Below are 12,525 nucleotides of genomic sequence, written 5' to 3' on the forward strand. Positions count from 1 at the left end.
CGGAGCCTCGCGCCATCAGTTCTTACGCCATTACTGTTTCGCAACGGCTACCCCAATCTTGGAATCAGCCGTGCCGTAGTACAAAAACCACTTACCCCGAAACGGCACCATTCCTTCCAGAAAACAAACCTGATTGACCTGACCCACCATCTCATAAGGCTGGTCGGGCTTGATAAAATACGTCTCCGACCGGTCGAGAAGCTTGGTGGGGTCGTTGGCGTCGAACAGGAGTTGCCCACCGGCATAAGCGCCTTCGGGCAGGGTTACGTCGCCATTTTTTGCGTCGTTCATGCCATTATAAATCAGCAGGATTCCCTTCGGCGTAAGCATGGCAAACGGACCCGGTTCGATCAGCCGGACATCGTGTTTTCCTTTGCGTGACTCAGCCGCCACCGTTGGCTGGCCGGTAGTCGATTCGAGGGGTGTCCAATGCAAAAGATCGTCGGAGGTAGCCAGACGGAGCTGGGGTTGATCGCCCCAGTACATCCAGTATTTTCCATTGATCTTTTGAGCCACCAGTCGGCTTCCGATTCGTTTGCAGACAATAGCCCCCGATTTTGACCAGCTGTTTCGGTATTTCCCGTTATCGACATCCCCAAAAATTAACCCCTGCTTGTTCCATTTCATCAAGTCGCGGGAAGTAGCCACGCAAAGCCGGGCTTTGTCGCCGTCGTAAGAGGTGTAGGTCATCACGTACACGCCGTTGGGACTTTCGACAATGCGCGGATCTTCGCAGCCCCCCATCCATTCGTACACCTTCATGGGGTCGTTGTCAGGGTAAAACACCGGCTTTGGCATGCGTTTGAAGTGAATGCCATCGTCGCTGACGGCCAGGCCCAGGCGTGATGTTCCACCTACGGCCCGAACGGTATCTTCGGCCCGGTAGATCATGTACACTTTGTTGTTGCGCACCACGGCTGCCGGGTTGTACACGTCTTTTTCTTCCCAGCGGACATTTTTTTTCTGAACCGGGCAGAAGAATTCCGTGCTGGCTTTGGCGTCTAAAATGGGATTATGCGCATTTTCTTTTTGAAACGGGCCGAGCATCCAGGGCTTTTCGGGTTTCGGCTGGGCCAGGAGTAAGCCCGGCAGGAAAAGTAATAATAACGTGAAGCGCTGCATTTTTGAGTTAATCCGTAAAACTTTGTTCATTCAGGTATGCCTCTGTCTGTAGCAAGAATTCTTTAGCATATTCGATGCTTTCTTCAGCTTCTTGTTGTGTGATATCCCGACTAAAATCATAGTCAGCCGTCTGCCTCAGACTGAAACTTCTGCTTAACAGTTTATTCATGTTTTTTGAGAGAATTGCTCAGTGCGTACAAAATTCAGATTAAATGTATAGCTTAATCCCGAATGAGTATTGGCATACAAATCCTTCAAACGAAGAATGGCGTTATCCGCATCGAAGATAGCATAGTAAGCCCGGTTTGTTACGCTATTATATCGTTTCTCTCTACACAGCAATTCAGCATCCGATAAGTTATCGTAAGCACGAGACATGAGCACTTTAACCTCATCATTCATAGCAATTTTCCTTCCTTGCGAACATTACGATAAAAGAGGAAATTATTTGACAGGTATGTTTCTTCGGTCGTTGGCATGAATGAAATCAATCGATCGTATTTATCAAAAAGACGCACTATGGTATCAGTTGTAATTTCTATTTCCTCTAACCGCTTTAGTTCACGATCCTTTAATACGACCATAAAGTCCACATCTGATTCAGGCTGAAAATCGCCACGGGCATATGAACCGTATAAAATAACTTTGGCCAAACGCTCACCATATAACTCCTCCATAGCCTGTTTAAACTCACTAGTCAGCGCGTTTAGATTTAAGGTTGTCTCACTCATTTTGCCACTACTTTTTTGCCTAACTTTTCTTCTGATACAGGCTGCACAGGGTCTTCCGGCTTTAGCGCGGTCAGTGGCCCTTCAAACCAGCGGGCCCGCTGCTGACGGCCCGCTTCATCGTCCAGTTCCAGCAGTCGAATACCGCCGGGCTGATCGGGAGTGGGTTCTTCATAGCCAATAAGTAAGCCAACCCAGGCCAGATACTCGTTTAGTTTTCCTTCGAGGGGCTGGTTACCAAAAATACACAAATCATAATACCAGGCCAGCGATTCGCCCGCTACCGATTCCGTAATGGTACAGTAATCGTCCAGTGTATAGCCAATGAAAGGTTTACCGAATCGCTCCCACATCAGACGCATTACGTCGTCCAGTGAACGGGCGTGGTTAGTCAGTTGACGAATGTGCAGATCCAGAATCAAGGCCGCAATGGCTCCTTTATGGTACACGGACACTTTACGGTCGGGCACCCCCTTGTCGTACCCATCGAGCCACAAATCCCAGGACGACTCCGTCAGTGACTGAAACGCCCGTCCATTATTTTCAAAATGACGTTTACACAAAACCTGCAACTCTTTCAAATAGGCCTCATCGGTAAAAACCCCCGACTGCCGCAGCATCAGGTCGCCGTAATAGGTTGTTACCCCCTCGGCGACAAAGCAGGTAGTGAAGTAGTTTTCTTTGGTGAAGTCATACGGCAGTAATTCGGTGGGGCGTATTCGGATGATGTTCCAGGCGTGAAACAACTCGTGCGACGATACCCCCAGCAAATCCTGATATAGCCCCTCACCCTCGTCATTCGGCCCAAGCACCAGCACCGTTGAGTTACGATGTTCAACACCATGATAATACGGAACCGGCAACACCAGTGTCAAGAAATGGTATTCCTTTTCGGGAAACTCGCCGTAGAGTTCGATCTGCCTGGCTGAAAACCGGCTAAAGTCGTCGATGATGCGTTCGGTATTGAACGTCAGATCACCATCCGTCCGTCGACCACCCTGAATCCAGACATGAAACGTGACCCCGTCCAGTTCATATTGGATATCCTGAATTACCGGGGCCGCGATGAGCGGGCAGTCGACCAGTTCGTAAAAATCCGTTGCCAGAAGTGTTCTTATTCCGGTTTGCGTATGATCAGCTTCTGACAGGCCACAGGCCACTGTCCAGCTGTCTGGGATGGCTAACTCCAGCGTGCAGGGTTCCGAAATGCGGCCTTCGGTATAAACGCAGAGGTTGACCGGATTGACATACAACAGGGTATCGCTGATAAAGCTCGTACCCGCATTGAGTTGATTAGGCGTTGCCACCAACGCGTAATAGTTGTAGCGGACAGTTAACTCAGTAACCCCATCGGTCTGTATCCGCCAGCGATCTTTGGTAATTTTGTGAAAAATAAGTGATTTCCCTTCGCCATCAACCACCTCAAATCGCTGGATATTTTTTGCAAACTGCTGCAGTTCATACCGTCCCGGACGCCAGGCAGGCAATTGAATGTCAACCTCTGCTGTTGAAATACCGGTCAATAAAGCGTCAACAGCGATATAATGGGGATGAGTAGGGTCGGCAGACAGGCGATAACGCATAGAGGTAGAGGCTGATTATTCGTACAAAAGTAACTACCAGCTAATCAAATCGTTTTTCTGAATTGGGGCTTGGTAAAATGAGGCTGTTCCCGTATCTTTGCGGACTCATTTGGAAAAATAAAGGTTTTAGGGATTATATATCATGAAAAGAACGTACCAACCATCAAACCGGAAGCGGAAAAACAAACACGGCTTCCGCGAGCGGATGGCTACTGCTAATGGCCGTCAGGTTCTAGCTCGCCGTCGTGCCAAAGGTCGCCACAAGTTGACTGTCTCTGACGAGAAAAAAGGCGAACGCTTTAAAATTTAATTAGTGGGTACCGGAGCCGCCTATGCGGTCGGCTCCGGTACCAGCCTCCCATGCCGCAAACCTTTACGAAATCCGAACGGCTTTGTAGCAAAAAAATTCTGGGCGAATTATTCAAAAAGGGTAGTGCTTCCGTGCGGACGTTCTACCTTTTTCCGTTTCGGGTGCTTTATATCCCACAGCCTGAAACCGATTCTGTCGGCGAGCCGCCCCTGCCCGCTATTGTCATTACCGTTCCCAAACGTACCTTCAAAAAAGCCGTTGACCGTAATCAGATTCGCCGTCGGGTACGGGAAGCGTATCGGCTCAACAAGCTCATTTCCAGCCCGGAGAAACAATCCCCCGCCTACATTGCCTTTCTTTATACCGCCAAACAAATAATTTCGTTTGAAGAGATAGAAAAAGGTATGAAATTAGCTTTAAAGAAAATGTAGAATGAAGACGGGGCCGCCCGAGCGGTGTAAAGTGAAGAGTATTCCCAACAAGGAGTCTGTTCTATCGCTTCAGGTCTTTATTCTCCATGCTTCACTCTATATTCTTCACTCAATTTATGCGCTTCTCTAAACGACTTACCCTGTTAGCCTCTTCCGCCCTTGTTGCGGGTGGCATTGGCTTCTTTTCGTTTAAAACCGACGACCGGTTTTTCGAGATAGCCCGCAACCTCGATATCTATGCCACCCTGTTCAAGGAACTCAATCTCTATTATGTAGATGAGGTGAATCCAAACCGCATGGTGAAGACCAGCATCGACGCCATGCTGAAAGCCCTCGACCCGTACACGAACTTCTTCGCCGAAGACGAAATTGAGGATTACATGACCATGACCACCGGCCGCTACAACGGCATTGGTGCACTCATCGGTCAACGGCAGGGCAAGAGTATCGTGCTGATGGTGTATGAAGGGACACCCGCTGAAAAATCAGGCCTTCAAATTGGCGACGAAGTACTGAAAGTGGATGGTGTCGACCTTAAATCCCGCAAAGACGCTGACCCCGGGAAACTGCTGAAAGGCCAGAATAACACGGCCGTAAAACTGACCGTTCGCCGATTTGGACAGAAAGATCCGCTCGATCTCAGCGTGATTCGGGATGTGGTAAAAATGACCAACGTGCCCTATTACGGCATGGTCTCCGAAGACGTTGGCTATATTGATCTCAAGGATTTTACAGCAACGGCCTCGCGGGAAGTACGCACGGCGTTTCAGGAGTTGAAGGGTAAGGGCATGAAAAAGCTTATCCTCGACGTTCGCGAAAATCCGGGTGGGTTGCTGAATATGGCCATCGACATTTCTAACATCTTTATTCCAAAGGATTCGGAAGTAGTAACGACGAAAGGCAAAGTAACCGAGTGGAACAAAACCTACACGGCCATGAACCCACCGCTCGACCTCGACATGCCTATTGCCGTACTGACCAACAACCACAGCGCATCGGCCGCCGAAATTGTGTCGGGGGTGATTCAGGATTACGACCGGGGCGTCTTGATTGGGCAGCGTACCTACGGCAAGGGCCTTGTACAAACCACCCGCGAACTGTCGTTCAATACCAAGTTGAAAATCACGACAGCCAAGTATTACATTCCCAGCGGACGCTGTATTCAGGCTATCGACTACAGCCATCGTAATCCCGACGGCAGTGTGGGTAAAATCCCCGATTCACTCAAAACAGCCTTTAAAACCAAGGCTGGCCGGGTGGTCTATGATGGGGGTGGCGTTCTGCCCGATGTTGTGGTGGAAGCGCAGACTCCATCACCTGTGGCCCTCAGCCTGACCAACAAGGGACTTATTTTCGATTACGCCGTAAAATATCGTCACGAGCACGCGACCATCAAACCCGCCCGCGAGTTCCGCCTGACCGATGCCGAATACAACGATTTTGCCAAATGGCTCGGCGACAAGGAATATGATTACACGACACAGGTAGAAAAAGACCTCGGCACCCTCGAAGCATCGGCCAAGAAAGAGAAGTATTTCGACCAGATTCAGGATCAGCTAAAGTCGCTCAAGACCAAGATGTCGCACAGCAAAGATGCCGATCTGAACACGTTCAAGCCTGAGCTTAAAACGCTCCTGGAGCAGGAAATTGCCGGACATTACTACCTGCAAAAGGGCTTGAAAGAAGCCTCCTTCGCTACAGACCCCGAAATGAAAGCCGCTCTTGATTTATTCAAAGACCTTGACCGGTACAAGACGATCTTGAAGGGCAAATAGTATAGAACACAGATTTTTATGATTTTAAGATCAATGATGATTTTTTCTATCATTGGTGAATACTTTACGTCTTTGCTGTGGTTCACGACCAAAATTCAACAATAAACCTACTTCAATATTAGTGGCTCTGAGGTAATTAGTGAGTTGAGCTTCATGCTCAGCCACTAATCCATCAGCGGCTTTCAATTCAACAATTACACAGTTATTGACCACCAAGTCAGCGTAATATAATCCTACTTTTTCTTTTTCATAAAAGACGTCAATAGGTAGTTGCGTAACACACACCAAGCCTACTTTGCGTAGCTCAATGCACATCGCTTTTTCATAAACTTTTTCTAGAAAACCGTAACCCAAAGTATTATAAACCTTATAAAACGATTTTATAATTAACTGAGTAGTTTCGGAGTGCAGATAGTTACTATTCATGGGCATTAAGGTACTTAAAAATCATAAAAGCACCTTAAAAATCATAAAAATCTGCGTTCTATACAATCAGGGCAGTATATACACCATCAACGACCGGGCACCGTGCGCTCCAATCACCAGACTCTGCTCGATATCAGCCGTTTTGGATGGTCCGCAGATAAACGTCCCGAAGCCAGTCTCATCGACTTTTAATCGCTTGTAGGCGTCGTGCATATTGGGCATGATGGTCGATTGCCGGATGATGATCACCAGGTACTGCGTAATCATGGGCGCTACCCGCTGGGGTAACTGACGCTCATCGACCCAGATGGCTGCGTTCTCAGCCACCGCCAATGGCCCTTCGATAATTGCCAGATTGAGCCCCGACAAGTCATGCGGATCGCTGACGTTCATGGTCACATCAGCCAGATCAGCGAGTTCCGGACAGGTGGTCGCTACGCTGGTCATGTTTGGAAATTGCGTTTGCAGCGAAGTGCGGATAGCGGCAAAATCGGCCACAATAAGGGCAGCCCCACCCACAAATGTGAGCACGTCAATAAACTGTTTCGTCAGGTCCGGGTAAACCGATGTGAACGTAAAGTCGGTTGGAACGGGTCGTAGGGCTGGCTGGTTGGCTTTTATGTTCGCCAGCATCTGGTCGCGGGTGGTCATGCTTTTTTGTGGTTAACGTACCAGTCGTGGAAACTTTCGGCAGGTGGTTCGGGCATTTCGCGTTGGGTATACCAGGGGTTCAGCCCGTTTTCGACCGTGATCGGTGCAAACCGTAATACCCCCCGCCCTACTTTACCCGCCATCCGGTACAACCGGGGCGACTCCAGCACCGTCGCCATCGCTTTCATGGCAACGGTCTTACTGCCGGGGCCGTAACCCTCTTTCATCAGTACCTGTCGCCATTTGTAGAGCTGGTCGTGAATATCGATCTTGACCGGGCATACGTTGGAGCATGACCCGCAGAGCGTCGACGCAAACGGCAGATCGGCATTTTGTTTCATGTCCAGATTTGGCGCCAGGATAGACCCGATGGGCCCGGCCACGGCGCTGTGGTAGCTAAATCCGCCCGATCGTCGGTAAACGGGGCAGGTATTCAAACAAGCCGCGCACCGAATGCACTTGAGCGAATTCCGGAAATCGGGTCGCCCGAGCTGACGGCTACGTCCGTTATCGACAATGACGATGTGCATCTCCTGACCCGGACGCGGCCGGTGGAAGTGACTGGAAAAGGTCGTAATGGGTTGCCCGGTGGCCGAACGGGCCAGCAATCGCAGAAACACGCTCAGGTGTTCGGCACGGGGAATGATCTTTTCGAAACCCATAGCCGCAATGTGTACATCGGCCAGATGCGCGCCCATATCGGCATTGCCTTCGTTGGTACAAACGACAAAACCACCCGTTTCGGCAATGGCGAAGTTAACCCCCGTCAGGGCTACTTTGCGCGTCAGGAACGTTTCGCGCAGGTGCTGGCGGGCGGCTTCGGTCAGGTATTGCGGGTCGGTAGCGCCTTTATCGGTGCCCAGGTGCTCGTGAAAGGTCTCCCCTACTTCGGCCTTGGTCAGGTGAATGGCGGGCAGCACGATATGGGATGGCGGCTCGTTGCGCATCTGCACAATTCGTTCGCCCAAATCACTGTCGATCACCTCAATACCGTTGTCGATCAGGTATTTGTTCAGGTGGCACTCCTCGGTCAGCATCGACTTCGACTTGACCATCCGGTTGGCGCCCGCCTGTTTTATAATATCGAGGATGATGGCATTGTGTTCGTCGCCATCGGCCGCCCAGTGAATTTTGATGCCGTTACGTGTGGCATTTTCTTCAAACTGAATCAGCAGATCGTGCATGTTGGACAACCCGTAGTTTTTTATCTGCGAAGCGGCTTCCCGAAGTTGCTCCCATTCCGGAATCTGCGCCACGGCCCGGTCGCGTTTGGTACGCACAAACCAGAGCGTCTCATCATGCCAATCGACTTTCGCTTCGTTTTTATTGAACTCCAGTGCCGCATCGGCGTGGTCTAACGTGAGCTGCTTGTTCATTGAGATAGTATTAATGAAGCTGTTTTCAATTCCTAAAATCAGCACCTGCCGACCACCCCCAACCCCCTCCTAAAACAGGAGGGGGTTGGGGGTGGTCGGCAGGTACCGTCGTGTTTTTATATCGTGGCTGTCAATATCTCAGCAATGTGTTTGACTCTTACGGCCGAATTGGCCCGTTTCAGAATACCTTCCATGTGCATCAGACACGACACATCGACGCCGGTGATGAAGTTAACACCATGTCGAAGATGATCGGCGACACGATCTTTTCCCATTTTCACCGACACGGCTTCTTCCGTTACGCAAAACGTGCCCCCAAATCCACAGCACTCGTCACGTCGGTCGAGTTGTATCAATTCCAGATCTTTTACTAAGCTAAGCAATTGCACCGGCTTCGAAAAAGGGGGCGAAACGACTAATTCTGACATTTGGGCCAAATGCAGACCGCGCTGTCCGTGGCAGCTCTGGTGTAAGCCCACTTTATAAGGAAAGGTAGCATCTAACGTATTCACCTTCAGCACATCGGTCAGAAATTCAGTGAGCTCGTATATCCGGGAACGGATCCCCGTAGCCACGGCCTCGTTGGTCGAATGCAGGTGATGTTTGATGTGGAGGGTGCAACTACCCGATGGCGAAACGATGTAGTCGAAATCGGCAAAATTGCGCACGAAATTCTCGTTACAGCCCCCCGTCAGGTGCTCAAAGCCAGAGTTGGCCATGGGCTGACCACAACAGGTTTGCTGAAGCGGATACGATACCTCACAACCTACTTTTTCCAGTAATTTCAGTGTAGCGATGGCTACCTGCGGATAGAATTGATCAATGTAACACGGGATAAACAGACCAACTTTCATATTCGATTCAGACTATGCAATTGCCGGCCAAAAACGCCGGGCCAAAAAGGGCAGCATTAAGCAACAAAGGTAGCCACCAACCGGCTTAATCTGTCCTGTACTCTCCTACTTAAAAGGCATATGTCAACAAACGTTACTGTGCGTAGCGGGCTGGCCCGGCCAATACGACAGACAGACAAGAGCCGTTGGTGTGGCCCTGAAGCAAGTCCACTATTCCCAGAACAAAAGTCCAGGGTGCGTGTGTTAGGCTATAGGGTCGGCAAGCATCCGATTTATCCGGATAAACCCAGGTAGATGAACGTTTACAGAAACGTCAATGTGCCCGATGATAGTTGCCGACGAAAACTTACTCAATGTGTTCTGCTTATGAAAGTACTCGGTATACTTATCTTTTTACAGGTTTCTTTTACGAATGTTTTTGGCCAGACGGATACCACAACCCAAGAAGTCTATCGGGTAAGCTTGCCCTATGAAGGGGCTGGCTCGCTGGTCTTCATCGGCGTTTCAGCGCTGGGATTCAAACAACTGGATCGTGTCGCGTCCTTCGATCAGGCTGATGTGATTCATCTTGATCCAAATTCCGTCAATGCCTTCGACCGGTCGGTCATCTTCAACAATCCTGCGAATTACGATCGGGCGCAGAAACGATCAGACCTTTTCCTCAATGTATCCATCCTTAGTCCGCTGCTGTTGATGGCCGACAAGCGAATTCGCAAAGACTGGCTCGATCTGCTGACCTTATACGTCGTGACCCATGCCGTCGATAACGCGATTTATTTTGCGTCGGCCTATTCTGTTCGGCGAGCCAGACCGTTTACCTACAATCCGGATGTGCCGCTGGAAACAAAAATCGGGGTGGCTAAAAGTAATTCGTTCTACAGCGGCCATGTGTCTTTTAGTTCAACGGCCACCTTCTTTCTGGCCAAGGTATTTATAGACTACCATCATATTAAAGGCTGGCAGCGAGTCGCCATTTTTTCACTGGTGAGCGTTCCTCCGGCGCTGGTTGCCTATAATCGAATGGAAGCAGGCAAACATTTCAAGACCGATGTTATGCTCGGATTTGCCGTTGGAGCGGCCTCGGGCATCCTTATCCCGGAGTTGCACAAACGCATCAAACAGTCCAAATCGGTAACCCTCGATCCATTCTTTTCCCCAACAGGCCAGAAGGGATTAACCCTTACGTATCATCTCTAAGCCTTTTTATATTGAACACAGGGAACACTGAGGGTATAAAAGCTGTGTTCTCTGCGTCGCAATGACGTACCATCTCTATGTTCAATCAAGCTAGGAGAAAATGTAAAAAATTATTCATCGTAATATTACGATTCACAAATATTCTTTTACCTTTGGGACATGGGAGCGACCAAAACAGAAATTTTTACGGACGAGCAGAATCGCGTTGCTGATCTGGCAAAAGCCTTTGCACACCCGGCCCGGGTTGCTATTCTGCAATTACTCGCCCAAAAGAAAGCCTGTGTTTGTGGTGATATTGTTGATGAGTTACCACTGGCTCAGGCCACCGTTTCGCAGCACCTGAAAGAGTTGAAACGAATTGGCATCATTCAGGGCAGCATCGACCCACCCCGGGTTTGCTACTGCATCGATGAAACTGTTTGGGAAGAAGCCCGTCAGTTGTTCGGACAAGTATTTGACTCGTTTATCGCAGAAAAAACCTGTTGCTAAGTAATACCGACAGTCGATGCGTCGATGCGTCGATGCGTCGAACCGTCCCGATCAGCACTACGTTTACCTAAATCTATCGTAATATTACAATAAACCAGTACAACTATGCAAACCGATGATCAGTTGAAAACCGTTGTCCGGGAGGCTTACGGGCAGATCGCCAGCCAATCGAAAGCCTACAACGAAGCGTCCTGCTGTGGGGCTACCAGTTGTTGTTCGCCAACGGATAATCCAGCCATCATGGCCGATGATTATAGCCAGTTAGCCGGTTACGTCGCCGATGCTGACCTCGGCCTGGGCTGTGGTCTGCCTACCCAGTTTGCGCACATCAAACCCGGCGACACTGTGATTGACCTCGGCTCGGGCGCGGGCAACGATTGCTTTGTGGCTCGCCATGAAACGGGTCCAACGGGCAAGGTCATTGGCATCGACTTCACCGAAGCCATGATCAGCCGTGCCCGGAAGAATGCAGATACACTCGGCTATAACAATGTTGAATTTCGGTTCGGCGACATTGAGGAAATGCCCGTTGCCGACAACACCGCCGATGTTATCGTGTCGAACTGTGTACTGAATCTGGTACCCAACAAGAAGAACGTTATTTCAGAAATCTGGCGCGTGCTCAAACCCGGCGGCCATTTTAGCATTTCGGACATTGTACTGGTCGGTGATTTACCGGCCAATCTGCTCAAGGCGGCAGAGCTATATGCGGGTTGCGTTTCCGGTGCTATCCAGCAGGACGTTTATCTAAGCCTGATTCAGGAAGCTGGTTTTACCAACCTGACGCTCCAAAAGCAGAAACCCATTTTCCTGCCCGATGAACTTCTGGCCAACTACATGACGACTGACGAAATAGCGTCCTTCCGTCAATCCGGTACAGGTATCGTTAGCCTGACAGCCTATGCGGAGAAGCCCACAACCTCCCCTATTCAACTGGCTGACCTGACAACGAGTGCGGCTGCCTGCTGCCAACCCGGTAGCGGTTGCTGCTGATAAGTGGTGCCTGTGGTGTCGGATTCTCAAAACCGACACCACAGGAATGATCCGGATGATTTAAAAACCGTAATTGATCCTAACAATCTGTGTTCTATATGCAAATCCGATCTGTACAACCCACCGACTGGCCTGCCATGGCCGCTATTTACCAGCAAGGCATCGACACGGGTAATGCCACCATGGAAACGCAGGCTCCCTCTCCGGAAAACATGGCGACCTCTTACATGCCCTCCCCGCAATTAGCCGCCGTTGATGGCGATCAGGTAATTGGTTACGCTTTGCTCACAGCAGTATCGGGCCGATGCATATTCTCAGGCGTAGCCGAAGTGAGTCTTTACATCGATGCCGCCTACCGGGGCAAAGGGGTCGGGCAGCAACTCCTTAACCAGCTGATTTTGGCGAGTGAAGACAAGAACCTGTGGACATTACAAGCCAGTATTTTACGCGAAAACGCACCCAGCCTAGCCCTGCATAAACGCTGCGGCTTCCGGGAAATCGGCTATCACGAACGCATTGGCAAACGTGCCGGTATCTGGCGGGATATTGTACTGCTCGAACGACGCAGCACACAAGTAGGTATTGATTAA

General features: G+C 50.0%; 16 protein-coding genes. 7 read left to right on the forward strand and 9 right to left on the reverse strand.

The genetic code is table 11. From position 1 onward, the window contains the following. Positions 1 to 30: 30 nt before the first annotated feature. The 5 genes from ACYVK4_RS00420 to ACYVK4_RS00440 are packed head-to-tail and all read right to left on the reverse strand — an operon-like array spanning position 31 to position 3,433. Positions 31 to 1,152, reverse strand: coding sequence for a glycoside hydrolase family 130 protein (locus ACYVK4_RS00420; RefSeq protein ID WP_461125507.1), 1,122 nt, complete (start codon positions 1,150 to 1,152; stop codon positions 31 to 33). Then, positions 1,130 to 1,291, reverse strand: a complete 162-nt coding sequence (locus tag ACYVK4_RS00425) for a hypothetical protein (protein ID WP_461125508.1) — start codon at positions 1,289 to 1,291, stop codon at positions 1,130 to 1,132. Before ACYVK4_RS00425 ends, ACYVK4_RS00420 begins: the two co-directional genes overlap by 23 nt. Next, positions 1,288 to 1,524, reverse strand: coding sequence for a HEPN domain-containing protein (locus ACYVK4_RS00430; RefSeq protein WP_461125509.1), 237 nt, complete (start codon positions 1,522 to 1,524; stop codon positions 1,288 to 1,290). Before ACYVK4_RS00430 ends, ACYVK4_RS00425 begins: the two co-directional genes overlap by 4 nt. Further along, positions 1,521 to 1,853, reverse strand: coding sequence for a nucleotidyltransferase domain-containing protein (locus ACYVK4_RS00435; protein ID WP_461125510.1), 333 nt, complete (start codon positions 1,851 to 1,853; stop codon positions 1,521 to 1,523). The genes ACYVK4_RS00430 and ACYVK4_RS00435 overlap by 4 nt, the downstream gene beginning before the upstream one ends. Continuing rightward, positions 1,850 to 3,433: a M61 family metallopeptidase gene (locus ACYVK4_RS00440; RefSeq protein WP_461125511.1), complete on the reverse strand. Its 1,584-nt coding sequence runs from the start codon at positions 3,431 to 3,433 to the stop codon at positions 1,850 to 1,852. Before ACYVK4_RS00440 ends, ACYVK4_RS00435 begins: the two co-directional genes overlap by 4 nt. A gap of 142 nt (positions 3,434 to 3,575) precedes the next feature. On the opposite strand from ACYVK4_RS00440, the gene rpmH reads away from it, so the two are divergent. From rpmH to ACYVK4_RS00455, 3 genes are all read left to right on the forward strand, one after another. Further along, positions 3,576 to 3,743: a 50S ribosomal protein L34 gene (rpmH, locus tag ACYVK4_RS00445; protein WP_100990412.1), complete on the forward strand. Its 168-nt coding sequence runs from the start codon at positions 3,576 to 3,578 to the stop codon at positions 3,741 to 3,743. Positions 3,744 to 3,793: 50 nt separating this feature from the next. Further along, positions 3,794 to 4,174, forward strand: coding sequence for a ribonuclease P protein component (locus tag ACYVK4_RS00450; RefSeq protein WP_461125512.1), 381 nt, complete (start codon positions 3,794 to 3,796; stop codon positions 4,172 to 4,174). A 116-nt stretch (positions 4,175 to 4,290) separates the two neighbouring features. Beyond that, complete coding sequence (locus tag ACYVK4_RS00455; protein ID WP_461125513.1) at positions 4,291 to 5,949, forward strand: S41 family peptidase; 1,659 nt, start codon at positions 4,291 to 4,293, stop codon at positions 5,947 to 5,949. A 30-nt stretch (positions 5,950 to 5,979) separates the two neighbouring features. Here the strand turns inward: ACYVK4_RS00455 and ACYVK4_RS00460 are convergent, their stop codons facing one another. The 4 genes from ACYVK4_RS00460 to ACYVK4_RS00475 all read right to left on the reverse strand — a co-directional run bounded on the left by ACYVK4_RS00460 (position 5,980) and on the right by ACYVK4_RS00475 (position 9,256). After that, positions 5,980 to 6,375, reverse strand: a complete 396-nt coding sequence (locus tag ACYVK4_RS00460; protein ID WP_461125514.1) for a GxxExxY protein — start codon at positions 6,373 to 6,375, stop codon at positions 5,980 to 5,982. Between the two features lie 66 nt (positions 6,376 to 6,441). Beyond that, the gene (locus ACYVK4_RS00465) at positions 6,442 to 7,026 is read right to left on the reverse strand and encodes a LutC/YkgG family protein (RefSeq protein ID WP_461125515.1); all 585 of its coding nucleotides are present in this window, start codon (positions 7,024 to 7,026) and stop codon (positions 6,442 to 6,444) included. Further along, positions 7,023 to 8,402 (reverse strand): lactate utilization protein B, encoded by a 1,380-nt coding sequence (locus ACYVK4_RS00470; RefSeq protein ID WP_461125516.1) that lies wholly within the window; start codon positions 8,400 to 8,402, stop codon positions 7,023 to 7,025. The genes ACYVK4_RS00465 and ACYVK4_RS00470 overlap by 4 nt, the downstream gene beginning before the upstream one ends. A 116-nt stretch (positions 8,403 to 8,518) precedes the next feature. Beyond that, entirely contained in the window at positions 8,519 to 9,256 is a 738-nt protein-coding gene (locus ACYVK4_RS00475; RefSeq protein ID WP_461125517.1) for a (Fe-S)-binding protein, read from the reverse strand. Positions 9,257 to 9,622: 366 nt separating this feature from the next. Between ACYVK4_RS00475 and ACYVK4_RS00480 the strand changes: the two genes are divergently transcribed. The 4 genes from ACYVK4_RS00480 to ACYVK4_RS00495 all read left to right on the forward strand — a co-directional run bounded on the left by ACYVK4_RS00480 (position 9,623) and on the right by ACYVK4_RS00495 (position 12,525). Next, positions 9,623 to 10,453, forward strand: a complete 831-nt coding sequence (locus ACYVK4_RS00480) for a phosphatase PAP2 family protein (protein ID WP_461125518.1) — start codon at positions 9,623 to 9,625, stop codon at positions 10,451 to 10,453. A gap of 159 nt (positions 10,454 to 10,612) precedes the next feature. After that, a complete protein-coding gene (locus ACYVK4_RS00485; RefSeq protein WP_461125519.1) occupies positions 10,613 to 10,942 on the forward strand; it encodes an ArsR/SmtB family transcription factor in 330 nt (109 codons plus the stop codon). Between the two features lie 105 nt (positions 10,943 to 11,047). Continuing rightward, the gene (locus tag ACYVK4_RS00490; protein ID WP_461125520.1) at positions 11,048 to 11,935 is read left to right on the forward strand and encodes an arsenite methyltransferase; all 888 of its coding nucleotides are present in this window, start codon (positions 11,048 to 11,050) and stop codon (positions 11,933 to 11,935) included. A 98-nt stretch (positions 11,936 to 12,033) separates the two neighbouring features. Then, positions 12,034 to 12,525 carry a GNAT family N-acetyltransferase gene (locus tag ACYVK4_RS00495; protein WP_461125521.1) on the forward strand — a complete coding sequence of 164 codons (492 nt, stop codon included), beginning with the start codon at positions 12,034 to 12,036 and terminating at the stop codon, positions 12,523 to 12,525.

The sequence above is a fragment of the Spirosoma aerophilum genome (assembly GCF_054782495.1).

What these genes read in the sequence shown, in the direction of transcription:
- ACYVK4_RS00420 (WP_461125507.1), bottom strand. Translation starts at nt 1,152, where the DNA reads ATGAACAAAGTTTTACGGATTAACTCAAAAATGCAGCGCTTCACGTTA.
- ACYVK4_RS00425 (WP_461125508.1), bottom strand. Translation starts at nt 1,291, where the DNA reads ATGAATAAACTGTTAAGCAGAAGTTTCAGTCTGAGGCAGACGGCTGAC.
- ACYVK4_RS00430 (WP_461125509.1), bottom strand. Translation starts at nt 1,524, where the DNA reads ATGAATGATGAGGTTAAAGTGCTCATGTCTCGTGCTTACGATAACTTA.
- ACYVK4_RS00435 (WP_461125510.1), bottom strand. Translation starts at nt 1,853, where the DNA reads ATGAGTGAGACAACCTTAAATCTAAACGCGCTGACTAGTGAGTTTAAA.
- ACYVK4_RS00440 (WP_461125511.1), bottom strand. Translation starts at nt 3,433, where the DNA reads ATGCGTTATCGCCTGTCTGCCGACCCTACTCATCCCCATTATATCGCT.
- rpmH (WP_100990412.1), top strand. Translation starts at nt 3,576, where the DNA reads ATGAAAAGAACGTACCAACCATCAAACCGGAAGCGGAAAAACAAACAC.
- ACYVK4_RS00450 (WP_461125512.1), top strand. Translation starts at nt 3,794, where the DNA reads ATGCCGCAAACCTTTACGAAATCCGAACGGCTTTGTAGCAAAAAAATT.
- ACYVK4_RS00455 (WP_461125513.1), top strand. Translation starts at nt 4,291, where the DNA reads ATGCGCTTCTCTAAACGACTTACCCTGTTAGCCTCTTCCGCCCTTGTT.
- ACYVK4_RS00460 (WP_461125514.1), bottom strand. Translation starts at nt 6,375, where the DNA reads ATGAATAGTAACTATCTGCACTCCGAAACTACTCAGTTAATTATAAAA.
- ACYVK4_RS00465 (WP_461125515.1), bottom strand. Translation starts at nt 7,026, where the DNA reads ATGACCACCCGCGACCAGATGCTGGCGAACATAAAAGCCAACCAGCCA.
- ACYVK4_RS00470 (WP_461125516.1), bottom strand. Translation starts at nt 8,402, where the DNA reads ATGAACAAGCAGCTCACGTTAGACCACGCCGATGCGGCACTGGAGTTC.
- ACYVK4_RS00475 (WP_461125517.1), bottom strand. Translation starts at nt 9,256, where the DNA reads ATGAAAGTTGGTCTGTTTATCCCGTGTTACATTGATCAATTCTATCCG.
- ACYVK4_RS00480 (WP_461125518.1), top strand. Translation starts at nt 9,623, where the DNA reads ATGAAAGTACTCGGTATACTTATCTTTTTACAGGTTTCTTTTACGAAT.
- ACYVK4_RS00485 (WP_461125519.1), top strand. Translation starts at nt 10,613, where the DNA reads ATGGGAGCGACCAAAACAGAAATTTTTACGGACGAGCAGAATCGCGTT.
- ACYVK4_RS00490 (WP_461125520.1), top strand. Translation starts at nt 11,048, where the DNA reads ATGCAAACCGATGATCAGTTGAAAACCGTTGTCCGGGAGGCTTACGGG.
- ACYVK4_RS00495 (WP_461125521.1), top strand. Translation starts at nt 12,034, where the DNA reads ATGCAAATCCGATCTGTACAACCCACCGACTGGCCTGCCATGGCCGCT.